Consider the following 23,359-nt stretch of genomic DNA (forward strand, 5'->3'; position numbering starts at 1 on the left):
CGACCTCCTCAGTGGACGTTCATCGCGTTGTCGACCTGGACGTCGACGTCGTCGGCGGCGATGTTCACGGTGCCGCCGCTGATGTTCACCGCGCCGTTGCCCGCGTCCAGGTCGATCTGGGTGGCGGTGATGGTGATCGAGCCGTCCTGCTTCATCACGATCGACGACCCACCGGCGGCGTGCTCGATGGTGATGCTGTCGGCCTCCTGCGCGCGGGCCGGGCGTTGACCGCGACCCTTCAACTGGGCCCGGCCCACCCGCACGGTCAGCTCACCCAGCTCGATGACCCGGTTGCCGTCGCCGTCGGTGAGGTCGTGCGCCACCTTGCCGTCGTGGTCGGCGGGCACCACGGTGTCGCCGATCGACGAGCGGCTGCTGCTGGCCACCCCGACGGGCAGCGACAACCACCAGTCCCCCGGTTGGGAGACCGGGGCGTGCCCGGTGGGCCAGAGCGCGCCCACCTCCACCGGGTCGTCAGGTGCGCCGTTGCGGTACGCGAGGGCCACCCGGGTGCCCGGGTACCGGGGCAGGATGAGCCCGCAACCGCCCCAGGCGAACGGGGTCAGGTAGGTCACCCCGGGCAGCGGCACCGGCTGTTCCCGGCGTACCGGCAGGCGGCGGGCCCCGTTGGGACGGCCGTCCGGTCGGATTAGCCCCTCCCACACCGTCTCGGTCTGCGCCGGCGGTTCGACAGCGCCGCCGGCGTTGGTGGCCGCCGCGCGTACCTCGCCGATCTCCAGGCCCCGCGTATCACCCCGGGCGGCGCGGGCGGCCCGACGCACCGCCTCCGCGGCGGCCACCCCGGGCGACGACGCCGGGCCGGCCGGCTCGGCGGCTCCCACGCCGGAGGCGTCGCTCCAGCTGTCCCACGCCTGGGCGCCCGAGGCGACCTCGACGCCCTGCACCACGGTGACGAAACCGGCGGTACGCGACAGGGTGTGCCGGGCGGCGCTGAGGTAGAGCAGCTTGGCCCCCGCGCCCAGCTCACCGGTCGACGGGGCGAACGGCGCCGCGAACGAGCCGAGCAGCGCAGCGCCGACGCTGCCGAGCGTGGTGGCCTCGTCCACCGCCGGCGGGTCGAAGAGCACCACGTCACCGGGTTTCAGGTCGGGGCGGCCCTTGAGGGTCAACGTCCACGCCCGACGGCGCGGTGCCGCGGTGCCACCGGCCTCGGTGGCCGCGTACGGATCGGTGTCCTGGCTGCCGTTCTCGGTGCACGCCAGCAGGCCGGTGGCGAGGGTCAGCGGCTTCGGCTCGCCCTCCGGATACGGGATGGGCCGCTTGCCGACGTGCACGGTGCCGTCGCGGATCAGCAGCATCCCCCGCCCGTACGCGTTGAGCGACTGCTGCACCGCTCCGCCGATGCGCTCCACCGCGGCGCGGTAGAGCAGTCCGGCGCCGAAGGCCACCCGCTCGTCGCCGGCCGCCTCGGTGGCGCCGGTGGTCATCGTGCCGTCCGGGTTGGCGCCCCAGGTGGTGATGTCCACCCTGGTCCGTTCGGCGACGGCCTGGATCGCGGCGCTGAAGGTGGCCGCCTCGAACCGTTCGGCGACCCGCTGACCGAGCCGGGCGTACGCCTGCTCGACGAGGGTCAGCTCGGTGTCGTAAGTGCGTTCACCGGTGAGCCGGCGCACCTTCGTCACCCGCAGGACGGCGACGAGCGCCTGGGTCAGCTCGGCCGGGGTGGGGCCGGCGTTGACGCCGACCAGGTTGGTGAAGAACGCGCCGACGGAGGTGTTCGCGTCGCGCCAGTACAGGTGCAGTTTCGCCACCAGTGGCGGTTGTCCCTCGGCGGTGCGCAGCGCGGCGAAGTGCTCGTCGATCAGCCCCTGCACGGTGATGGTGTACGCGCCGGGGCCGAGCCCGTCGGGCAGCGCGGCGTCGATGGAGGCGTAGTAGTCGGCGCTGGACAGGGTGAGCGCCGCGTCGGGGCTGAGGCCGGTCGGTGTCTCCCGGTGGAAGGTCAGGGTCCAGCCGGCGTCGTTGCCGACCGCGCCCTGGCGGACCTGGCCGGTCTGGAACGGTGTGAGCGTCATCGCAGCACCCTCCGCAGCTTCTTGTCGAGCAGGTAGCGGTAGCGCAGCCGGGCGGGGCCCAGCTCGGACTCGACGCGCTGCGCGGGTGGGCGGCGACGCCAGACGAACTCGTTGATCGGCGGCGGCCCGAACTGGTCCACCGCGCGGTCGGCGCGCCGCCAGGCCACCGCGATGGACGAGCCGTAGTCACCGGAGCCGCGGACCGTCCCGGCGTGCAGCAGCCAGGTCAGCACGAGCACCTCCACGGCGATCGGCGGCGCGGTGGTGGTGGTCGGTGCGCCGGCGTCGGGGCAGACCCGGCGCAGACCGGCGGCGAGGGGCACCGAGCCGAGGATCCGGGTGCCGTGGCGCACGACGAGGCGCAGCGGCACCCGGCCGACAAGCGCCGGGGGCGGGGCTGCGGCCGGCGGCGCGGGCCGGGGTGTCAGGTCGTCGGCGGAGGTGCTGACCACGGCGAGCGGGTCGGTGGCCAGCCACTGCCGGGCCAGGCCGGTGGGCAGGATCAGCACCGCGTGCACGCCGTCGCCAAGCTCCACGCGGTGCGGGAGGCCGGCGGTGAGGTTCTGCCGTACCTCGGTGAACCCGTCGGGCACCTCGACGGGCGTCTCCGGCAGCAGGTAGCGGTCGATCGGGAACGGTGGCATCAGTTTCCCAACCCGTCGGCGAGGGCGCCGACGCCGATGCTCGCCACGTCGAGCAGCTTGCCGAGCAGGCTGGGACGGGGCACGTGGACGAGGGTGATGGTGGTGTCCAGGACGTCGCGGCGGGCGGCCGAGGCGTTGAAGGTCAGCGACTGCACCTGCATGTCGGTGCGGATGGTCATCGAGGTGACCAGGATCAGCCCGCCGAACTTCCCCCCGGAGTACGCGGCGAGCGCGGTGCCGCGTTTGCTCGCCTCGGCCATCGTCTCCAGGGCGAACTTCCAGGCGTAGCGTTCCGCGCCGACGAGCACTCCGGTCAGGGTGATGGTGTCGTCGTGGGTGGCCACGATGGCCTTGTGCGCGGTGGAGCCGATCGGCGGCAGGTGGTATGTCTGGGCCAGGGAGATGGCGGTGACCGCCCAGAGTGGGATGGGCAGCACCCCGTCGCTGATGATCGCGGACGGCACCGTGCCGTACCGCATGAAGCTGCTGGTGATGGCCATGCTCAGCGCCCTCCGGTGGGTGGCAGCGGCACCGACGTGCCGGTGGGTTCGACGGCCAGGCCCAGGTCGCGCAGCGCCTGGGTGATCTCGCGGACCTCGCCGGCGGCGCTTGTCACCCGCAGCCGTAGGCGGCGGGCCTCCAGCGCGGCGCTGATCCGCGCCGGGCGGGTGGACGCGGAGCCGCGCCGGTTGATCCGGTCGATCTCGGCGGCGGCGTCCTCCATCCGGGAGATCGCGTCGAGGATGCGCGGATCGGGGGTGAAGCCGGGGTCGTCGCGGCTCAGCCGGGCGATGGCGTCGCGGAAGTCGGCCGCGTCGCGGCGCAGGTTGGTCACCAGGTTGTCGGTGAGCGCGCTGACCCCGCCGACGCTCGTGGCCCGGTGCGACTTGTCGTCGACAAGCCACACCCACCCGTCGTGGCCGATGCCGACGAGGTCGGTGCCGGCGACCTTGACGTTGGCGTCCGGCCCCTTCAGGAACAGCTCGATGCTGCTCAGCGAGAACGCGGCGCTGTACTCGCCGAGCACGCCGCGGCCGTACGTGACCATGTCGTGGCGCAGGTAGGCGCGGAAGCCGGGGCCGTCGTCGGCGCGTCCGCCCCGGTCCCGGAAGCGCCGCCACAGGGTGGTCAGCGCCTCCGGGTTGTGCACGGCGAGCTGCTGGGTGAGCCACACGTCGCCGCCGGCCACCACGGCCCGCAGGTCCGGGTCACCGATCCGGGCGAGGGCATCGGCGAGCCGGGCGTCGCTCATCTGCAGACCGCGGGAGCGGGCCCGACCGAGGTCGTCGACGGCGGCACGCAGCCGGGTCAGCTCGTCGGGGCTGAGTCGGCCGCCGAGGCGGGCCTGGAGGTCGGCGACGGCGGCCCGCTTGCCGCTCTCGCTCTCGGCAGCCACCGCGCGCCACAGCCCGGCCGGTTCCAGCTCGGCGGCGCGGCGCAGCGCGGCCTGCCGGTCCGCCGGCATGGCCCGGAACGCGTCGCCGACCATCGCGGCCGGCTCGACGTGCCGGCCGGCCGCGCCGCCGCCGGCGTCGAACTCCCGCAACAGCGAGTCGGCGTACGCGGCGGAGTCGTCGGCCAGCCGCAGCGGCGCGTCCCCGACGATGCCGTCGCGGGGTCGGCTCAGTTCGCGCATCTCGGTGCTGAGCTGGTCGAAGTACTCACCGAGGGTGGCCACCCGCACCCCCTCGGGCAGGGTGCCGCCCTCCAGCACGTGGTCGAGGATCGCGGCGATGTTGTCGCGCAGCACGGCGATGCGTTCCAGCCGGTTGAGCGCGTTGCCCAGGTGCAGGTCACCGACGTCGTCGACGATGCGGCGGATGAGGTGCTCCAGCAGCCGCCGCGAGCGGACCTCGCCGGCCTCGCTGTGCGCGGCGACGGTTCGCATGAACTGGCGCAGCCGCGGGTTGGCGTCGGCGGCGGCGTGCACGGCCGCGGCGTCGAGGAACCGGCCGGCGCGGAACCGGCGCGGCCCGGTCACGGCCGCACCACCGGCACGCGCGGGCCGGCGGCGGCACCGCCGGGCGGCGAGTCGAGCACCATGAGGATGAACCGGGCGCCCTCCGGGCCGCCGACCGCGCCGCTGAGCATCGCCTCCCGTTCCACGTACGCGAGGATCGGCTCCATCAGCTTCTGCACGACCCGTTCCAGCACCTCGTTGAGCAGGATCTCGGTGAGGAACCCCTGGAGCAGGTCACGGGACGCGGCCTCGACGATCTGCCGGGTGACCCGGCGCACCACGTACCCCCGGGCGGCGCGCAGCCCGGCGCGGACGCCGAAGCGCAGGGCGACCCGGCCGCCGCGCACGGCCGCGCCGCCGATGGTGCCGGCCTCGGGGATCAACGACATCGCCAGGCCGAGGTACGCGGCGAACAGCTCGACCTCGACCTCGGTGCGGGTGAGCACCAGCTCCGGGTCGAGCAGGGAGCCGTAGAGGCGCTCCCGACGGTGTGCGTGTGCCACGTCGACGGCGGCGACGGCGACCCCGACGACGAAGCCCAGCGGCGGGCAGAGCAGCGACAGCGCGATGATCCCCACCATGGTGGCGAACGCGCTCAGCGCCTCGCGGCCAAGCTCGGTGCCGAACAGGTCGTCGACGCCTGTGGCGTAGTAGAGGTTGCCGCCGAAGAACTCGCCGATCTGCTGGTGGGTGGCGAGGTGGATGCCCTGCAGCGCGAAGCGTCCACCGGGGATGGTGGCGGACGGGATGTGCTCACTGATCCGGCTGGACCGGAAGGCGAAGCGGGCGTCGGCGCGGGCGCGTCCGAGCATCTCGGTGTTGTTGCGCCGCATGTCCTGCAGCACCCGCCACAGCTCGTCGCGGATCGCGGCGCGGTTGCCGGCGAAGCGGGCCAGCACGTCGGGCAGATCGGTGATCTGCTTGACCAGCGGGTCGACGCCCTCGGCCTCACCGCGTTGGATGACCAGCGCCTGTTCGATCTCGGCGAGGGTCCAGAGCACCGCGTGTGAGTCACGGATCCGGGTGGTGCCGTCGGTGTCGACGATCTCACCGGCCGCGCCGGGGCTGCTCAGGGCGGCCTCGGTGACGAGGAAGGCGCTGGAGATGGCGCGGGCGGCCCCGTACCAGGCGGTGGACGGGTTGGCCATGCTCAGCGCGGCGACGGTGCCGCCACCCAGGTCGGTGTGCGCCTGCGTCCACCGGGCTGCCTCGTGCCGGCGCAGCCGTTCGCGCAGCCCCTGCAGTTCGGCGTAGTCGGTGAGCTGGGAGACGATCAACCGCTCGAAGATCGGCGCGTACCTGTCGAAGTTGGTGATCCGGGCGTCGATGCCGGTACGCGAACTGAGCAGCAACTGCACGAGCATGGCCTGGCTGCCGACGACGAAGAGCTGCCCGACGGCGCCCTTGACGGCCGTGCTGAACGCCTGGACGAAGTGCAGGTTCCAGGACGCCGACGTGTCGATCCAGCCGCCCTGGATCCGGGCGAAGTGCTCGGGCTGGCTGTAGCAGCCCATCACCAGTTGGGCGAGCCGGTCCAGTCGGGGCACCACCCCGGCCAGGTGACGCAGGAACTGCACGGCCGGTGAGGCGACCGGCCGGAAGTCCAGCGGGCCGAGTCGGCCGCTGCCCTCCGGCACGGGTCGGGTGAACGCCTCCCGCTCGGTCGAGCCGACAAGCACACTGATCGCCGCGGACCGCCCGCGCAGCATGGCGGCGGCCTGGAGGCAGAAGTTCGCCGGGTAGCGGCACGGGTCGCCCATCTGCAGGCGGAACGCGATGTCGTCCATCAGCCGGCGCAGCTCGTCGCCGTCCGGGCCGAGCGCGGCCAACTCCGGCTCGCCGTTGAAGGGTGCGCAGGCCCGCGGTTCGGCGTGCGCACCGGTGACGGCGGGAAACCGTCGACCGTCGGTGCCGGGTGGGGCGCTGGGGCTGCTCGGGTCGAAGACGAAGCCGCCCCGCCGGGGCCTGCCGGTTCCGTCCCCGCTACCTCCGGCGCCCCCACCGGGCCCGGTGCCAAGACCACCCGTGCCGGTGCCGCCCGGCCCGGTGCCCGTGCCGCCCGGTCCGGTGCCGCTGCCGCCTGGTCCGGTGCCGCCGCCTGCCCCGCCGCCAGGGCCGGAACCGCCGGCCGGGCCGGTGCCTGTCCCGTCGCCGATGCTGCCGCCGGCCGGCGCGTTCGGGTCCGGTGGGGTCGCCGGACGCTGCTCGACGCTGATCGGCAGCAGGTTCGCCACACCCGTCCAGTGCAGCGTGGCGTCGGTCTCCTCGGTGCCCACCAGCAGCAGCGACATCCCGCCGACGCGAACCACCACCAGGCTCGTCGGCAGCGCCCCACCCACCGACGCGAGGATCGCGTTCACCCGCCGGGTCACCTCCACGTCGACGGCCCGCTCAACCTGCGCCCGGTACTCCTCGACGCTTGTCGTCTCGCCGCGTGGTTGGGCGATCCGCAGCCGCTGCCGGATGTCGCCGCCGATCTCGTCGTCCACCATGGCCACCAGCCCGGCCCGGTCGGTGACCGGCCGACGTTCCACCGTGCCGGGCTGCGCGCTGGGCACCCGCGCCTCCACCTCGAAGTGCGGCTGGGGGGTGGCCTTGAACACCGTCTCACCGAACGAGTCGAAGGTCAGATACGACAACGGCGTGGTGGTCACCATGACCAACCACACCTGCCGGCCGCTGGGGTCGATCACCCGGGCGATGACGCCCTGCGGGGTGCCCGACGGCAGGCCACCGTGCTGGCGTACCGCCTCGCGGGCCAGCTCGGCGAAGTGCCCGACGAGGTACGTGACCGGCCGCAACAGCCACTGGTGGGTGACCGGGGGCGGTCCGTCGCCGTCCACCGGCACCTCGGCGGCGTCCCCACCGTCGTCGTAGGACGGCACCCGGTACACCGCCAGGAGGTGACGCATCCGCTGCGGGTCGAACAGCTCCTCCGCCGGCTCGCTCAACGGCACGACCACCCCGGGTGGCAGCCCCGGGTCCAGCCGCGCGGCGGTCACCACCTCGTCGACGCGCCGGCGCAGCCGGGCCTCGAACGCCCGCCGGTCGTCCGGGTGCACCCGTTCGCCGTCCGCGCCGGTCCACCGGAACGTCGGCGCTTCGGGGCGTACCTCCAGGTAGCCGCCACGGGGCGCGACCACCTCGCGGCGAGAGCGTTCCAGGGCGCGGCCCACCGCCGCGCCGAGGGCGTCGGCCACCGCCTCCGGGCGCTCGACAAGCGACCGGGCGTCCACCCGGATCCGCACCGGAACGTGCACCGAGATGGCCACCGTCAGAACCGCCCGTCCAGGTGCTCGGCGAGACGGGCCAGCGCGAGGTCGGCGAGCGCGTCGGCGTCCACCGCACCGCCGGCCGCGACCACCTCGATCTCCACCGGGAAGTGGTACGCGATGACCGCCCGGTCGTCCTCGGCCACCTGCTCGGCCTCGGCCTCGCTGCCGGCCGCCGGCAGCACCAGCTCACCCGCGTGCACCAGGGCCAGCCCGGTACGGGTGACCCGGGCGGCACGGCCAGCACCGGTCGCCATCTGCTACCTCCGGTCAGTCGTCGTCGGCGGGTTGTCGTCGGTGTGCTCGTCGGCGGCCGGTCAGGGCAGCGCGGACGCGTCGCCGGTCTTCGGGTCGACCGAGGCGGCCAGACTGAAGCCACTGAACGTCGCCGCCGGCGCACCGGAGATGGTGGCGGTGGTCGGCGTGGCGCTGGTGATCAGGCAGTCCCGCAGCACGAACGACGAGAACGACCAGTCGTCGCCGGTGTGCTCCAGCAACGCGATGTCGAACAGCTCGCCGTCCAGAGCCAGCTTGGTGAGCCGGCCGGCGACGTCCCCGATCGCCTTGACGGTCATGGTGAAGTTCATCGAGACCGGCGCGTGGATGGCGCCCAGGTGGGTCACCTCGCACGAGTGCAGCGCCTCGATGTTGAGCGAGAAGGACGGGCTGAACGAGTCGATCGGGCTGATCAACACCGTCTCGGTGCCCTTGGTGTACTGCACCGCGAGGCGGGTCTTCCACTCCATGGTCTGGTTCCTCCGGGTCAGAACTTGGCCACGAGCGTGACCAGCAGGCGGCTCACGGCCGGGCCGTAGGTGACGGTGACGACCAGGTCGACGGTGCGGTCGGCCCGGGCGGCGGTGACGATCGAGGTGTCGGTGGCGGTACGCGCGACCTCGGGGATGGCGAGGATGTCCAGCACCGGGATCTCGACGCGGTAGTCATCGATCACCGCCTGCCGCTTGAGCGGGCCGAGGATGCCGTCCACCTGGGTCTTGAGCAGCGTCATGCCCGGCTTGGTGATCCGTGCGTCGCCGACCAGGCCGATCAGGCCGGCGCGCAGCATGAACTCGATCTGGTCGAGGGTGCGCACCAGGTCGACGTGCAGCAGGCTGGCGTCGGAGGTGAACAGCCGCCCGTCGGCGAAATGCAGGCTCTCCCCGGTGATCAGCGTCGGGTCGATGATCGGCGTCAGGTTGGCCTCGGAGAGGCCCTTGATCTCGGCCGGGCTGTACTGCTTGGCCACCGGGATGGCGACGCCGCGGATCTTCTTCAGCACGATGCTGTGGTGCACCGGCAGCCCGGCCACGGCGGCCATCGCGGCGGTGGCCGCGTCACCGTCCGCGCCCCGAGCGGCGATCATCACCATCCGGCTGGTGCTGCTCTTGAGCGGGTTCGCGGCGGTGGTGATGTCCCCGACGTAGCTGGGGCCCTTCTCGGTGGCCGGGTTGACCATGGCGAAGCCGATCCGCCGCTGACCGGCCGCGGACATCGTCTCGACGTGCGCCTTGAGCGCGTGCAGCCCGGTGGGCGGGCTCGCCCCGGCCGGGTTGCCGACGCTCGACTCGTTGGCCAGCGACACCATCGTCACGTCGTCGGCCGCCTCCAGGCCGCTCAGCGCGGCGGCGTAGTCGTCGCCGGCGACCTTCACCCCGTACACCTTCGCCGGGCGCGGGTCCTGCAGGAACGCCAACTCCAACGAGTTGTAGAGGGCGTTGCGGACCACGTTCCCGCTCTGCCGGCGGGCGAAGTTGGTGACCGCGTCGTCGAGGGTCTCGATCCGCACCGGCGTGTTCGCCGGCGCGGAACCACCGTCGGCGGTGGACGGCGCCTTGCCCACGACCGCGATGACACCCGGCGAGCGCTGGGCCAGCGGCGCCGGTGGCGGCACGATCCGGACCTCGATGTACGGGAATGCTGCTGTCGGTGCCACGGATCCTCCCGGACGAAGATGCTGCTGCGGTCGTTGTGCGGCGCTCAGCCGCTGCGGTCGTTGGGCGGCTGCCGGCCGCTGCGGTCGTTGGCGGCTGCGGTCGTTGGGGCGGCTCAGGTCGGCAGGGCGGCCAACCCGATGCCGCTGCGGGCGAGCCACTGGCCGGCGCGGGCGAACCGGGCGGCCCGCTTCTGCGCATCGGTGCCGGTCTCACCGCCGGGCCAACCGTCGTCGTCGAACGTCTCGATGGGGACCACCCAGACGGCGACCACCCGGTGCCGCCGTCGTACGTCGTCCGGGGCGGGCACGTCCAGACCGAGTTCCTCCGCGCGGGCCCGCACCAGGCGGGTCTCGACCAGCAGGTCGGCCAGGGAGAAACCCTTGTCGCGGATCAGCACGGCGGCGGCGAACGGGAGCGGGCGTGGGGTCGGCGGGGCCGCCGACGGCTCGGCGTAGCGCAGCTTCACGGTGGCCCCGGCGGCCTGCCCGCGCATCCGGGTCACCAGATCGCCGGCGTTCGCGGCGCCGACACCGGCGAGCAGCCGATCCAGGTGGGCGTCCGTGAACGCGGCCGGCTGGTGCAGCCCGGCCCGCAGCCGGGTCACCAGCCGATTGCGCCGTTCGGCCTCCAGTTGGGCCGGGTCGGCCGGCAACGCGCCCAGGTCCGCCACGATCTGCGGGTCGACGTCGAAGGCGGGTACCGCCACGTCGAGGTCCTCGACCCGGTCCCGGGCGGTGCTGGTCCGCACCACCAGGCTGCCCCGCCACAGGGCGTCGATGCGCAGCGCCGAACCGCCCAGGCCGTGCAGGCGTACGCGCAGTTCGGTGCGGGCGGTGCCGCCGGAGCCCAGCCACTCCCCCTCGGCCACCGTGACGGGCGCGGCCGCGAAGCCGAGGGTCAGCTCGTCGAAGACCGCCGCGTACGGCGGCGCGACAGGCATCGCCTCCGTGTCGTACGCGGCCTCGACCAGGTGCGCCAGCGACGCGTCATCGAAGAGCGCGGCGCGGGTGCCCGGATCGGCCAACCGCACCAGCACCCCGTCGACGAAGTCCACCGCACGGCCTCCCCGCTGCCCGCGCCGGTGCACCCTGCCCGGCTCGGCACGAGGATCGCGAAAGACCCGTCACCCGAGCGTCACCACCACCGTCACCGTGCCCGCACGCAGGCCGGACTGTCGGGAACCGAGCACCCACCCAGCCCACGGCCGACCCCCGGTCGAATGCCCGATGCCCACGGTGCGATTCCGTCCGCACCGGCGTCGACGGCGGCCCCATCGCCGCTCAGACGGGCGGGGCCTCGGTGAAGACGACGCGTAGCGGGTGCGCAGCGCTGGTGGCGAGGTCACCGAGCACGGTGAGCAGCAGACCGTACTGATCGTCCGGCTCGTCGGCGAGCAACTGCCCGGCGTCGGTGATCAGCAGGGTGAGCGGGCCGCTGTCGAGCCGGTCGCGGAGCACGTCGGAGAGGGCGTCCCAGGTGTCCCCCAGATACGCCGGAAGGGCGAGCGCAGCCGCGAGCGCCGCGAACAACCCGCCCCTGGTCCGGGTCGTCGCGCCGGCCAACACCACCGCGTCGGGCGCGTCGGGGGCACCGTCGTGGCGGACGATCAGCCAGTCGGGCGTCCGGCCCGCGTCCTCGTCGACCATCACGTACCTCCTGATCTGTGCCGGCCGACATCCGACCGGCGGGACGACGACGCCGCAGCGGGGCCGGCCGAACCCGAGCGGCCGGCCCCGAGGGCGGTCAGAGCCGGTAGAAGTCGGTGTAGTGGTTGGGCGAGAACCAGGTCACGCCGGTGCTGCGGTTCACCACGATGCGGTACGCGTCCCGGGCGGCGCCCTGGGTGCGCGGGTAGACGTCGTACTCGTGGTAGGTGGCGTTCGTGGGCAGTTGACCCTCGTAGTTGTAGAACTGACCTCCGGCGAAGTTGGACTTCCCACCGCTCCAGGAGTACCAGCCGCGGCTGGTCGGGAAGCCCTTGGCGGACCAGCCCGAGCGGGCGGTGCGGGCGTCGGCGCAGCGGCTCATGGTGCAGGAGCTGTAGACCGCCGCCGAGGCGGAGTCGGTCAACCGGGGGGACACCACGGACGGGCCGACCAGCGCGGCGGCGACCATGGCGAGGAGCAGGGCGAGAGTGGTGGTACGCCGACGGATCGCGCCGAGCGTGGCCAGCGGGGACACGGGGGTGGACACAGGCTGCCTCCAGACCATCCAGTGCATCGATCCGCGTGATTGTCGGATCGGGCCCAGTCTCGCCCCTGGCGGCCGGCACCGACACCCCTCGGCACCTCAATGCTCGGTGAACCCCGGGTGATCCGCCCGCCTCCCACAACGGCGTGGCTACGGGCATATCGGGCACTCGTTGTTAGCGTGAAACGCTGATCCGTGACCGTGGAGGGGTGCCATGACGGACGCCCCCGACGGGAGACCGAGGCCCGCGCAGCAGTGGCGTCACCGCGGCGTACGAGGGGTGGCCATCGCCCGCGACGCCGGCGTACGCGGCTGGCGGTGGTGGGCACGCAACTGGGACCGACTGGTCGCCGCGCTCCAGGACGAGGCGCCCGTCGGTTCCGCCGCCGCGCCGTCGCCGCCCGGTCCGCTCGTCGAACAACGCGACGCACCCCGGCTCATCGCGGTCCCGGCCCGCGGCTACGTGTACTCGTTCTACGTCCGCGCCACGTTCGCCTGGTCGTCACCGGCGAGCCTGCGCTCCGAGGTGCTCAGCTGGTACGTGCAGTACTTCCAGGCCAACGCGATCCAGCGGCTGACCCGGCTCGCCGCCGACGCCGCCCGTGACCTGCCCCCGCACCGGGCCGGCGACCTGGAGGTGGCGTTGCAGAGGGCGCTGGCCGAGGATCCCCTGTGGCACTACCAGCGGGGCGACATCACGCTCACCTGCCGCCCCGACGCCGCCGTACGACTCGACGAACGGATCATGCCGGCGCTCCAGCCGCACGTCGACCGGCTGGTCAAGCTGGAGTACCAGTTCGAGGAGCAGATGCGAAGGGCTCGCTACGCCGAACAGTTGAGTCGCCAGTGGGCGACGATCCTTAGCGTCCACGCCGACGAGGACGCGGACCTGGCCGACGCCCGCGACCACATGCTCACGGCGAACAGGGAGGCCGCGAGATGGATCGCCGAACTCCTGCACCGCCACGCCAATCCCGCACCCGAACCACCCCCGCCCACCCCCACCCCACCCGTCTGACCAAGAGGACCGCGGCGGTTGGCGAGGATGGTGAGAGTCGCCCTTCCGCGTCAGCACGAACCGCCTCCCTCGATGGACCCCGCCACAGGTCGTCCCGTCCACGCCCACATCTCCAGTGCGCTCCGGTCGACGAGCGTGATGTCGAGCTGCCGGGCCAGCTGGATGCCGTCGCCCGCGGTGAAGAAGCCGTTCGTGACGAGCAGGCAGATCTCGCCACCGTGGATGTCCCGGCAGGTGCCGGCGAAGCGCTGGATGGCGGCGCTGCCCACCCGGTTGCTGGGGCTCTGCCGCTTGCACTGCACCACGACGCGCCGGCCGTCGGGGGCGATCGCCAGGACGTCCGCTCCCCGGTCGCCGGGGCCGCCGCACACCGTCACGTTCCGAAAGCCGGACGCGACCAGGATCCGGGCGAACCACTGCTCGAACTCGGCCCCGCTCATCGCGTCGGTCACCGCGACCAGCCTGTCCCGTTGGGCCTGCTCGACCCGCTCGCGGGCCCGCTGCCGGGACACGCCGAGAAGCAGCGCCGTCGCCACCGCGACGACAACGCTCACGACGAGGGCGGACCAGTAGGGATGCCGTTGCACGAAATCGACGACCATGCGGAGGAGAACGAAGCCGACGACGGCACCCAGCACCAGAACCCAGCCGTCTGCCGATCTGCCGCCACCGGTCAGACGGCGTACCGTCGACCTGCGCCGAACGCTGCCGGTGCGTCGTCTCCGGTAGTGCGCCCGTACCCGCGCGCCGCCCTTCCTGGTGTGTGACCTGACATACGGCACGAGGCACCTCCCGGTAGGGAGGCTCCAGTGTGGCGGCAGCATTCAACAATCCGTCTGCGCGCCCGCCGACGGTGTCGGGTAACCGTCAGCCCGCCGCGCCTACGGCGTCGCGGTGGACCTGTCGACAAGTGCCTGCCGCAGCGTCGCGGACTGCTCCACCGACCCACCGCGCACGCGGTCGAGGCTGCCAGCCCCGGGCAACCCGTTTCCGGTTCAGGTGATCGGTGGCAGCTCAGCAGGGTTGGCGTCGGCGTGTCGAATCGCTCCGCTGCCAACGATCACCGCAGCGGCTCAGGTTCGGCGGGTCGCCAGGATGGCGAGGGTTTCCCGGCGCACCTCGTCGATGTTCTGGACGAGGCGACGGCGGGCGAAGCGCACCACCAGGATCCCGGCGGCCGCCAGGAGGGCATCACGGCGCAGGTCGATCTCACGCTGGCCTGGGCTGCCGTGGGTGGTGGCCCCGTCGAGTTCGATGTTGACCCGTTCCCGCTCGGCAAACATGTCGAGGTACACCACGTGCCGCCCGACGCGAACCGGCACCTGGCGGCGGAACGCCGGCATCCCGGGCCCCGTGAAGACGTGCTCGTGTCCCCAGATCTCCAGCGGGCTACGGCAGCCGTCGGCAAGCTTCGTCAACAGAAGCCGGAACGCCGCCCGATCGTTCAGCTTGGGCGCCCGCTCGAGGGCTTCCGACAGGCGTTCGGGTGTGGTCAGCCAGTCGTTGACCGCTCGGATCACCGGCGCGCGCCGGCCGGCGGGCGGCAGCGCCGGCCACGAGTCGACGAGGGCCTGTTCGAGGCGGGTGACCGTCAGCCCTCGCCGGACCACCACCTGTGGTGGCTCGATGCTCAGGCCACGGCGTCGGTGCACGATCACCCCTGGCCGGGTGCGAAGGCTCACGCTCGCCGGCGCGCTCAGGTGCACGAGGTCACCCGCCACCTCGGGGCGCACCCCCCACACGGCGAGCGCGCTGAGATGACTGAGCGCGCCGTAGCCGCCGGCCCAGGCCAGGGCCGCCCGCTGACTTATGGCAGGGTCGAGTCGGCTGAGAACCGGAGCGCCTGGTCGCTTATCGACGAGGTGCGCCGCCACGAACACCTCGGGCAGCACCCGCACCAACTCGCCGTTACGGCACGCCTGCTGAAGCGTCCACGACGGCACCACCTGCCCGGCCACCCCGAGCGTCACCAGCCCACCGCCAAGCTCCACCAGTTCCCGAAGCACCGAGTTCACGCGTAAAACCGTGAAGCCCCACCCAGCCCGCAGCAACCACACCGGCGGGCCCTCTGTGGACAACCGCCGACATGTGTACGACGTCCAATCACCGAACCAGGTGTGCTAAGCCAGGTGATCGGTGGCAGCTCAGCAGGGCTCACCTCGGCGTGTCGAATCGCTCCACTGCCAACGATCACCGAAACGATCGAATGACGCGGCTCAGGACGGGACGTCGCGGTGGCGGAAGGCGGCCACACCGACGGCGATCAGGGCCGCGGCCACCGCCGCCAGCACCACCAGGGGAAGCACCGCCGGGTCGGCCGCGGGCACGGCCGGCAGATGGGTGTACGGCGAAACGTCGAGCGCGGCCTGTGGCAGCTTCAGCACCGCGCCGAGCTGCCCGAGGAGCAGGAAGACCAGGAGCACCGTCCAGGACAGCACCACCGACAGGCGGGGCAGCAGCCCAAAGAGCGCGGTCACCACCCCGGCCACCACCAGCAGGGCGGGCAGGCGCAGCAGTGCGGCGCCGCCCAGCTCGACGGCCTGGCCGAGCGGGTCGCCGCTGACGATGCCGTAGCCGAGGCCGGTGGTCACGCCGGCGAGCAGCAGCAGGGCAACCGCGCCGAGCGTCGCGGCGAGCACCTGGGTGCCGAGCCAGCGGGTGCGGCTGACCGAGGTGGCGAGGGCGGCCTCCAGCACTCCGTCGGCTTCGTCACCGCGTATCCGGAGCAGGGCCTGCACGACGTACGCGCCGAGGGTCAGGGCGAAGAGGGCGAGCATCGCGGCCAGGTACGCGTCGATCAGGTCGGCTCCGCCGCCCATCGCGTTGATGGCCTCGGCGGCGGCCGGGTTCGCGTCGATCATGTCGTTGAACTCGTCGGCGGCGACGCCCATGGAGAGGCCGAGCACGGCCACCCCGACCGACCAGCCGAGCAGCGTGCCGCGCTGCATCCGCCAGGCCAGGCCGGCGGGGCTGAGCAGCCGTGGCGCACCGGTGGCCGGGCCGCGTCGGGGGGCGATCAACCCGGCGCCCTGGTCGCGTCGTTCGGCGAGGGCGTACGCCAGTGCCACCCCGGCGAGCAGCAGTGCGACGGGCAGGGCGAGCACCAACCAGCGTTCGCCGTCGAAGGCCCGCACCTGGTTGCCCCAGCCGAGCGGGGAGATCCAGGACGGCCAGGCGCTCCGGACCCGGGTGCCGTCGGCGCTCTGTTCACCGAGCACGTCTCCGGCGGCGCGCAGCACGAAGGACAGCCCGACGGTGGCGGCGGCGAGCGCGTTGGCGCCGCGCGCGGTGACGGAGAGCTGGGCGGTGACCGCGGCGATCGCGGTGAAGGCGACCCCGACGCCGCCGATCGCTCCGGCTGCCGCGACGGAGCCGGCGAGCGGTAGGCCGGCGCCGAGCAGCGCGACCGCGAGCAGCGCGGCGGCCAGGGTGTTCGCCGCGACGACGACGAGCAGCGCGGCGGTGAGCGGCGCGTACCTGCCGACCACGTTGGCGCCGAGCAGTTCGGCCCGGCCGGTCTCTTCGTTCTGGCGGGTGTGCCGGGTCACCGCGAAGGTGCTCAGCAGGGCGACGATCAGGGCCAGCGTCACGTACGTCTCGGCGACCACCACGGCTCCGAGGTCGGTGCCGTGGATGGGGCCGTTGAAGGCGCGGGCCACCAGGCTGGACGCGGAGGTGGTGGCGTAGCCCAGCCGGGTCTCCTGGTCCGGGTAGATGCCGGTGACGCTGCCGGCGAGGGCATAGCCGAGCAGGGGCGTGCCGAGGACCCAGATCGCGAGGCGGATCCGGTCGCGGCGCAGCACGAGCCGGGCCAGCAGTGCGGTGCCGGTGAGGGCGCTCATCGGGCACCCGCCTGCGGTACGTCGGCGTCCGAGCCCTTGGCGGCCTGAGCAGCGCCATCGGCCGACCCAGCACCCGTGCCAGGAGCACCAGCCGACCCGACACGGACCGCAGGACCATCGTCCGACGCCGCACCAGCGGCAGGAGCACCAGCCGACCCGACACGGACGGCAGCGCCATCGGCCGGCCCGGCACCCACGGCGGGGTCGTCGCCGTAGTGGCGCAGGAAGAGCTGCTCCAGGGTGGGTGGTGTGCTGGTCAGCGCGCGGACGCCGGAGCGGATGAGCTGGCCGAGCAGCTCGTCGAGGTGCGCCGGTTCGACCTCGAGGTGGGTGCGGCCGTCGACCTCGTGCACGTCGTGCACGCCGGGCAGCGCGGCCAGGCCGGTGAGCGGGCGGGCCGTCTCGACGGTCACCGCCGTGCGGGTGAGGTGCCGCAGCTCGGCGAGGGTGCCGGACTCGACGGTACGGCCCTCGCGGATGATGCTGACCCGGTCGCAGAGCGCCTCGACCTCGGCGAGCACGTGGCTGGAGAGCAGCACCGTGGCGCCGGCCTGCTTGATCCGCCGGACCTCGTCCTGGAACACCGCCTCCATCAGGGGGTCGAGGCCGGAGGTCGGCTCGTCGAGCACGTACAGCTCCACCGCGCTGGCGAAGGCGGCGACGATGGCGACCTTCTGCCGGTTGCCCTTGGAGTACGTGCGGCAGCGGCGGGTCGGGTCCAGGTCGAAGCGGTGCAGCAGTTCGTCGCGGCGGTGTCGGTCGAGGCCGCCGCGTAGCCGACCGAGCAGGTCGATCGCTTCCCCACCGGTGAGGTTGGGCCAGAGGTTGACGTCGCCCGGCACGTACGCGAGTCGCCGGTGCAGGCGTACCGCGTCGCGCCACGGGTCGCCGCCGAGCACCTCGGCGTCACCGGAGTCGCGGCGGAGCAGCCCGAGCAGGATGCGGATGGTGGTGGACTTTCCGGAGCCGTTGGGCCCGAGGAAGCCGTGCACTTCCCCCTGCTCGACGCGCAGGTCCAGCCCGTCGAGGGCCCGGACGGCTCCGAACGACTTGACCAGGTTGCCGATCGAGATGACGGGCATCGCCCCTCCTGCGGTTGAATGCGTCGACAACCACCACTGTACTGACCATCGGTCAGGCGAATCAACCGTGACCGTGCCCACTGGTCAGGACGCCACTAGGCTGGCCGTCATGACCGCCGATCCCGCGGACGACACCCGCACCCGGATCCTGCGCGCCGCGCTCGACCTGTTCGCCGAACACGGCTACCAGCGCACCTCGCTGCGTCAGATCGGCGAGCGGCTGCGGGTCACCAAGACCGCCGTCCTGTACCACTTCCCGGCCAAGGAGCACCTGCTCACCGCCCTGGTCGAGCCGTTGGTCGCAGATCTGGAGGCACTGCTCGACTCGGCTCAGAACCAGCCCACCGAGCAGGCCCGGTGGACGGTCGTGGAGGGCTGGGTGGACATCATGCTCGCCCATCGCCGCCCGCTGGGCATGCTCTTCCACGACATCGCGCTGATCGGCCGGGGCGACACGTACCACCGGCTCATGGAGGTCGCGATGCGGGCCAACGACCTCATCGCCGGGCCGAACGCGGGCCGGCGCGAGCGCGTCTACGCGGTGCAGGCGTTGGGCGCGTGCAGCGACCCGATCGTCTTCTTCACCGACGTGTCCGACGAGGTGCTGCGCGCCGACATGCTCGACGGCGTACGCCGACTGCTGGCCCCGCTGCCCACGGACCCCACGGCCGCGCTACCGACGACCCTGCCGTCGACGCACCAGACCCCCAGTCGCGCAGCCCCGACCCACGCAACCCCGACGCACGCGACCGCGACGGGCGCGACCGCGACGGGCGCGACCGCGACGGGCGCGACGGGCGCCGGCCCGCCGAGCGGGAGCCCAGCGACGCCATCGGGCGTAGTCAACGGCACGGGCGCGGCCAACGGCACGGGGGTGACCAGCAGCACGGGGGTGACCAGCAGCGCGGGGGTGAACAGCAGCGCGGGGGTAGCCGGCAGCACGGAGGTAGCCAGCCGGCGGCGACGGCCGGGACGGCCGCCCGCGTTGAGCCGCGAGCAGGTCGAGGCGGCCCGACGGATGTACGCGGCGGGCACCCACTCGGTGGACGCCATCGCCGCCGCGCTGGGGGTCTCGCGGGCCACCGTCTACCGGTACCTGACGGCTCCATAACGAGACAGTTCTCATATTGTTTTGAGACAGAAGTGAGCCGACGGCTCAGGCCGCCAGCGTGGCGTAGCGGCCGTTGCGGTCCAGCAGGCTGTCGTGGGTGCCGGCCTCGACGATCCGGCCGTGGTCGAGCACCGCGATCTGGTCGGCGTCGCGCACGGTGGAGAGCCGGTGCGCGATGGTGATCGTGGTACGCCCCTTGGCGAGCACGTCGAAGGCCCGCTGTACGGCGCGTTCGGTCTCGGTGTCCAGTGCGCTGGTGGCCTCGTCGAGGACCAGGACGCGCGGGTCGCGCAGCAGCGTGCGGGCGATGGCCAGGCGCTGCTTCTCGCCGCCGGAGAACCGGTGGCCGCGCGAGCCGACCATGGTGTCGTACCCGTCGGGCAACCCGGCGATCAGGTCGTGGATCTGGGCGGCGCGCGCGGCGTCCTCGATCTCGGCGTCGGTGGCGTCCGGGCGGGCGTAGCGCAGGTTCTCCCGCACTGTGGTGTGCAGCAGGTACGTCTCCTGGCTGACCACGCCGACGATCGCGGCCAGGTCGGCCAGGCGCAGGTCACGCAGGTCGACGCCGTCGACGGTGATCCGGCCGGCGCTCGGGTCGTGCAGCCGGCTGACCAGGCCGGCGAGGGTGCTCTTGCCGGAGCCGGTCTCGCCGACCAGGGCGAGGCTGGTGCCGGCGGGCACGTCGAGGGTGATCCCGGCGAGGGCGGCGGTGTCGCTGCCCGGGTAGCCGAAGGTGACGTCCTCCAGGCGCAGGTGACCACGGACCCGGGCGGGGTCGAGGTGGACCGGTTCGGCGGGGTCGGCCACGTCGACGGGTAGGTCGAGGTATTCGAAGATCCGGGCGAAGAGCGCCAGCGACGCGGTGAGGGAGACACCCACGTTGAGCAGCCCCATCAGGGGCCGGAACAGGCCGCCCTGCAGGGCGGTGAAGGCGACCAGGGTGCCGATGCTCAGGGTGCCGGCGGTGCCGGGCAGCCCGGCGGCGAGGTAGATGACCGCCGGTACGGCGGCGAAGATGATGCTCATCGAGGCCATCCGCCAGCGGCCGGCCAGCTCGCTGCGCAGCTCCAGGTCGACCAGGCGGGCCGAGGAGGCGCTGAACCGTTCGATCAGCGCGGGGCCGGTGCCGAGGGTCTTGGCCAACTGGACGCCGCTGATCGAAAGCCCTTCCTCGACGGTGACGTTGAGGTCGGCGAGTTCGCGTTGCCGCTGGGCGGTGATCTCGCGGCGCATCCGGGCGACCCGACGGGTCAGCCAGATGGCCGGCGGCAGCACCACGAGCGAGACGAGGGAGAGCTGCCAGGAGAGCGCGACCATGGCGACCGCCGTGGCGATCACGGTGGTGAGGTTGGCCGCGACGGCGGTGGCGGTGGAGGTGACCACCGACTGCATGCCGCCGATGTCGTTGGTGATCCGGGACTGCACCTCGCCGGTGCGGGTGCGGGTGAAGAAGCCCAGCGACTGGCGCTGGAGGTGGCTGAAGACGTCGGTGCGCAGCCGGTGCATGACCCGCTGGCCGACCTGGGTGGAGATCCAGGTCTGCACGACGCCGAGCGCGGAGGTCACCGCCGCGACGGCGACCATGCCGAGGACCAGCCAGACCAGCAGCGGCACGTCGCCCTGGGGCAGGGCCCGGTCGATCACGGCGCGCAGCAGGAACGGACTGGCCATCGCGATGACCGAGGAGACCACGATGATCGCGGTGACGGCGGCCAGCGCGGGCCGGTGCGGGGTGAACAGGCGGCCGATGCGACGCAGAGACACCTCGCGGGCCTGCGTCTTCTCTTCGGCGCTGAGGGTGCGGTGGCCGCGGTCGCGGCCCATCGGGGTGGGTTCCAAGGGGGACTGCCTCTCGTCGGCGACATTGCTGAGGTTACCTCATCATGAGGGAACAACCACATCTCCTGCTACCGTATTCCGGTGACCGAGCACACCGTCGAGAACACCGACGACGAGAGCCTGGCGGAGACGTTCTGGGCAGTGGCGTCCCGGCTGCGCCGGCAGAGCAGGGACTCGCTGGTGCCCTGGGACGTCACCCCCAGCCAGTCCCGCGCCCTCGGCGTGCTGGCCCGGCACGGCGAGGTACGCCCCGGCACCCTCGCCGAGCACCTGCACATCGCCCCCCGCTCGGCGACCGAGGTGATCGACGACCTGCAGACCCGAGGGTTGGTCGAGCGCCGACCCGACCCGGCGGACCGGCGGGCGACCCTGGTCGCGCTCACCGAGGAAGGCGACCGTGTCAGCACCGCCATCCGGGCCGCGCGCCGGGCCGAGGCGGACCGCTTCTTCGGCCACCTCGACGACACCGACCGCGCCGAACTGGCCCGCATCCTGCGCACTCTGCGTACCTGAGACCTGCGGGTTTGCCCGCGCCGCGCCCGGGTAGCCAGCGGCCCCGTTTCACCGCGGGCCCCGCCACCACCAGTCGGGGAGACCTGACAGGAGGGGCCATGCCTGCCCTGGACCAGCTCCGCCCCGGCTGATGTGCGGAATCAGCGGGGAGGCGCGATTCGACGGCCGCTCGCCCGACGCGGCGGCGGTCACCCGGATGACCGAGGCGATGCGCTCACGCGGCCCGGACGACGAGGGCCTGTTCGCCGACGGCTGGGTGACCCTCGGGCACCGCCGGCTGACCATCATCGACCTGTCCGACGCGGGTGGGCAACCGATGGTCCGCGACGACCTGGGCCTGGCCCTGGTCTTCAACGGCTGCATCTACAACTATCCGGAGCTGCGCGAGGAGCTGCGCCGCGCCGGGTACGACTTCCACTCCTCAAGCGACACCGAGGTGATCCTGGTGGCGTACGCCCACTGGGGTGAGCGGTTCGTCGACCACCTCGTCGGCATGTTCGCGATCGGGCTCGTCGACCGGGCCCGGCGGCGGCTGGTCCTGGCCCGCGACCGGCTCGGCATCAAACCGCTCTACCTCGCCGAGACGCCGGGGCGGCTCCGGTTCGCCTCCACCCTGCCCGCGCTGCTGGCCGCCGGGGACGTGGACACCGGCATCGACCCGGTGGCGCTGCACCACTACCTGTCCTGGCACTCCATCGTGCCCGCGCCACGCACCGTGCTGCGGGGCGTACGCAAGCTGCCGCCGGCCACCCTGCGGGTGATCGAGGCGGACGGGCGCAGCCGCGAGGAGGTCTACTGGCGGCCCGACTACGTGCGGGAGCCCACCGACGCGGGGATGGACGCCGCCGACTGGCGGGCCGCGATCGGTGACGCGCTGCGTGCCGCGGTACGCCGACGGCTGGTCGCGGACGTGCCGGTGGGGGTGCTGCTCTCCGGTGGGCTGGACTCCAGCCTCATCGTGGCGCTGCTCGCCGAGGCGGGCCAGGACCATCTGCGGACGTTCAGCATCGGCTTCGACAGCCGTGGTGGCGAGGCCGGCGACGAGTTCCGCTACTCCGACCTGGTGGCCCGGGCGTACGACACCGACCACCAGCGGATCCGGCTGGCCGACGACGACCTGGTGCCCGCCGTCCGGCAGGCCGTACTGGCGATGACCGAGCCGATGGGCAGCCACGACGTGGTCGCCTTCCACCTGCTCTCCCAGCAGGTGGCACAGCATGTGAAGGTGGCGCAGTCGGGGCAGGGCGCGGACGAGGTGTTCGCCGGCTACGGCTACCACCAGCCGCTCGTCGAGGCGCCCCGGCACGGCGCCGCCGAGACGTTCGCCGCCGCGTTCTTCGACCGTGACCACGACGAGCTGCGCCGCATCGTCGGCCCGGCGTACGCGTTGGAGCACGACGCCAGCCGGGACCTGCTCGCCGGGCACCTCGCCGCGCCCGGGGCGCAGACCGCGCTCGACGCCGTGCTGCGTCTGGACACCCACCTGATGCTCCCCGACGACCCGGTCAAGCGGGTGGACAGCATGAGCATGGCGTGGGGTCTGGAGGTGCGCACGCCCTTCCTCGACCAGGACCTGGTCACCCTGGCCGCGCACTGTCCGCCGGAACACAAGGTCGCCCATGGCGGCAAGGGCGTCCTCAAGGAGGTCGCCCGGGAGGTGCTGCCCGCCGAGGTGATCGACCGGCCCAAGGGCTACTTCCCGGTGCCGGCGCTGCGCAACGTGGACGGCCCGGTGCGCGAGCTGGTCGCCGAGGCGTTGCAGGCGCCGGCCGCGCGCGAGCGGGGGCTGTTCCGCCCGGAGTACGTGGCTCACCTGCTCGCCGAGCCGGACCGGGCGGAGGCGGCGGCCGGCAGCAACAAGCTGTGGCAGCTCGGCCTGCTGGAGTTGTGGCTGCAGACCCACGACGTGCGCTGAAGC

At 73.0% G+C, this 23,359-nt stretch carries 19 protein-coding genes and 1 pseudogene; 4 read left to right on the top strand and 16 right to left on the bottom strand.

Annotation, left to right across the window (positions count from 1 at the left end; all coding sequences use genetic code 11):
* Positions 1-8: 8 nt before the first annotated feature.
* The 11 genes from AB0C15_RS10455 to AB0C15_RS10505 form a co-directional block, all read right to left on the bottom strand.
* Positions 9-2,036, bottom strand: coding sequence for a hypothetical protein (locus AB0C15_RS10455; protein ID WP_357350788.1), 2,028 nt, complete (start codon positions 2,034-2,036; stop codon positions 9-11).
* Entirely contained in the window at positions 2,033-2,680 is a 648-nt protein-coding gene (locus AB0C15_RS10460; protein WP_357350790.1) for a hypothetical protein, read from the bottom strand. Before AB0C15_RS10460 ends, AB0C15_RS10455 begins: the two co-directional genes overlap by 4 nt.
* Entirely contained in the window at positions 2,680-3,180 is a 501-nt protein-coding gene (locus AB0C15_RS10465) for a hypothetical protein (protein WP_053659787.1), read from the bottom strand. Before AB0C15_RS10465 ends, AB0C15_RS10460 begins: the two co-directional genes overlap by 1 nt.
* A gap of 2 nt (positions 3,181-3,182) precedes the next feature.
* The gene (locus AB0C15_RS10470) at positions 3,183-4,661 is read right to left on the bottom strand and encodes a hypothetical protein (RefSeq protein WP_357350791.1); all 1,479 of its coding nucleotides are present in this window, start codon (positions 4,659-4,661) and stop codon (positions 3,183-3,185) included.
* Positions 4,658-7,912, bottom strand: coding sequence for a hypothetical protein (locus AB0C15_RS10475; protein WP_357350793.1), 3,255 nt, complete (start codon positions 7,910-7,912; stop codon positions 4,658-4,660). Before AB0C15_RS10475 ends, AB0C15_RS10470 begins: the two co-directional genes overlap by 4 nt.
* Positions 7,913-7,914: 2 nt before the next feature.
* Positions 7,915-8,169 (bottom strand): hypothetical protein, encoded by a 255-nt coding sequence (locus AB0C15_RS10480; protein WP_354994239.1) that lies wholly within the window; start codon positions 8,167-8,169, stop codon positions 7,915-7,917.
* A gap of 60 nt (positions 8,170-8,229) precedes the next feature.
* Complete coding sequence (locus AB0C15_RS10485; protein ID WP_357350795.1) at positions 8,230-8,658, bottom strand: hypothetical protein; 429 nt, start codon at positions 8,656-8,658, stop codon at positions 8,230-8,232.
* Between the two features lie 17 nt (positions 8,659-8,675).
* Entirely contained in the window at positions 8,676-9,845 is a 1,170-nt protein-coding gene (locus tag AB0C15_RS10490) for a hypothetical protein (protein ID WP_357350797.1), read from the bottom strand.
* Between the two features lie 113 nt (positions 9,846-9,958).
* Positions 9,959-10,900, bottom strand: a complete 942-nt coding sequence (locus tag AB0C15_RS10495) for a hypothetical protein (protein ID WP_357350799.1) — start codon at positions 10,898-10,900, stop codon at positions 9,959-9,961.
* Positions 10,901-11,126: 226 nt separating this feature from the next.
* Positions 11,127-11,492: a barstar family protein gene (locus AB0C15_RS10500; RefSeq protein WP_357350801.1), complete on the bottom strand. Its 366-nt coding sequence runs from the start codon at positions 11,490-11,492 to the stop codon at positions 11,127-11,129.
* Positions 11,493-11,589: 97 nt separating this feature from the next.
* A complete protein-coding gene (locus AB0C15_RS10505) occupies positions 11,590-12,039 on the bottom strand; it encodes a ribonuclease domain-containing protein (protein ID WP_357350803.1) in 450 nt (149 codons plus the stop codon).
* Positions 12,040-12,250: 211 nt separating this feature from the next.
* On the opposite strand from AB0C15_RS10505, the gene AB0C15_RS10510 reads away from it, so the two are divergent.
* Complete coding sequence (locus AB0C15_RS10510; protein ID WP_357350805.1) at positions 12,251-13,054, top strand: hypothetical protein; 804 nt, start codon at positions 12,251-12,253, stop codon at positions 13,052-13,054.
* Positions 13,055-13,104: 50 nt separating this feature from the next.
* On the opposite strand, the gene AB0C15_RS10515 is transcribed toward AB0C15_RS10510, so the two are convergent.
* The 4 genes and pseudogenes from AB0C15_RS10515 to AB0C15_RS10530 form a co-directional block, all read right to left on the bottom strand.
* A complete protein-coding gene (locus AB0C15_RS10515) occupies positions 13,105-13,836 on the bottom strand; it encodes a restriction endonuclease (protein ID WP_357350807.1) in 732 nt (243 codons plus the stop codon).
* Positions 13,837-14,127: 291 nt separating this feature from the next.
* The gene (locus AB0C15_RS10520; RefSeq protein WP_357350809.1) at positions 14,128-15,069 is read right to left on the bottom strand and encodes a DUF559 domain-containing protein; all 942 of its coding nucleotides are present in this window, start codon (positions 15,067-15,069) and stop codon (positions 14,128-14,130) included.
* 201 nt (positions 15,070-15,270) lie between these two features.
* The gene (locus AB0C15_RS10525) at positions 15,271-16,896 is read right to left on the bottom strand and encodes an anibiotic ABC transporter (protein ID WP_357350811.1); all 1,626 of its coding nucleotides are present in this window, start codon (positions 16,894-16,896) and stop codon (positions 15,271-15,273) included.
* A gap of 212 nt (positions 16,897-17,108) precedes the next feature.
* Positions 17,109-17,978, bottom strand: a pseudogene (locus AB0C15_RS10530) (ABC transporter ATP-binding protein); the annotation flags it as partial.
* A 109-nt stretch (positions 17,979-18,087) separates the two neighbouring features.
* Between AB0C15_RS10530 and AB0C15_RS10535 the strand changes: the two are divergent.
* Positions 18,088-19,089, top strand: a complete 1,002-nt coding sequence (locus AB0C15_RS10535) for a TetR family transcriptional regulator (protein WP_357350813.1) — start codon at positions 18,088-18,090, stop codon at positions 19,087-19,089.
* Between the two features lie 45 nt (positions 19,090-19,134).
* Here AB0C15_RS10535 and AB0C15_RS10540 read toward each other — a convergent pair whose 3' ends face one another.
* Positions 19,135-20,913 carry an ABC transporter ATP-binding protein gene (locus AB0C15_RS10540; protein ID WP_357350815.1) on the bottom strand — a complete coding sequence of 593 codons (1,779 nt, stop codon included), beginning with the start codon at positions 20,911-20,913 and terminating at the stop codon, positions 19,135-19,137.
* Positions 20,914-21,009: 96 nt separating this feature from the next.
* On the opposite strand from AB0C15_RS10540, the gene AB0C15_RS10545 reads away from it, so the two are divergent.
* Both AB0C15_RS10545 and AB0C15_RS10550 read left to right on the top strand, forming a co-directional pair.
* The gene (locus AB0C15_RS10545; protein WP_357350816.1) at positions 21,010-21,441 is read left to right on the top strand and encodes a MarR family winged helix-turn-helix transcriptional regulator; all 432 of its coding nucleotides are present in this window, start codon (positions 21,010-21,012) and stop codon (positions 21,439-21,441) included.
* Between the two features lie 130 nt (positions 21,442-21,571).
* Positions 21,572-23,356 carry an N-acetylglutaminylglutamine amidotransferase gene (locus AB0C15_RS10550; protein ID WP_357350818.1) on the top strand — a complete coding sequence of 595 codons (1,785 nt, stop codon included), beginning with the start codon at positions 21,572-21,574 and terminating at the stop codon, positions 23,354-23,356.
* The last annotated feature ends 3 nt before the right edge of the window (positions 23,357-23,359 follow it).

Origin of the sequence: Micromonospora sp. NPDC048835 (genome assembly GCF_040649995.1) — a bacterium.
GTDB lineage: Bacteria > Actinomycetota > Actinomycetes > Mycobacteriales > Micromonosporaceae > Micromonospora.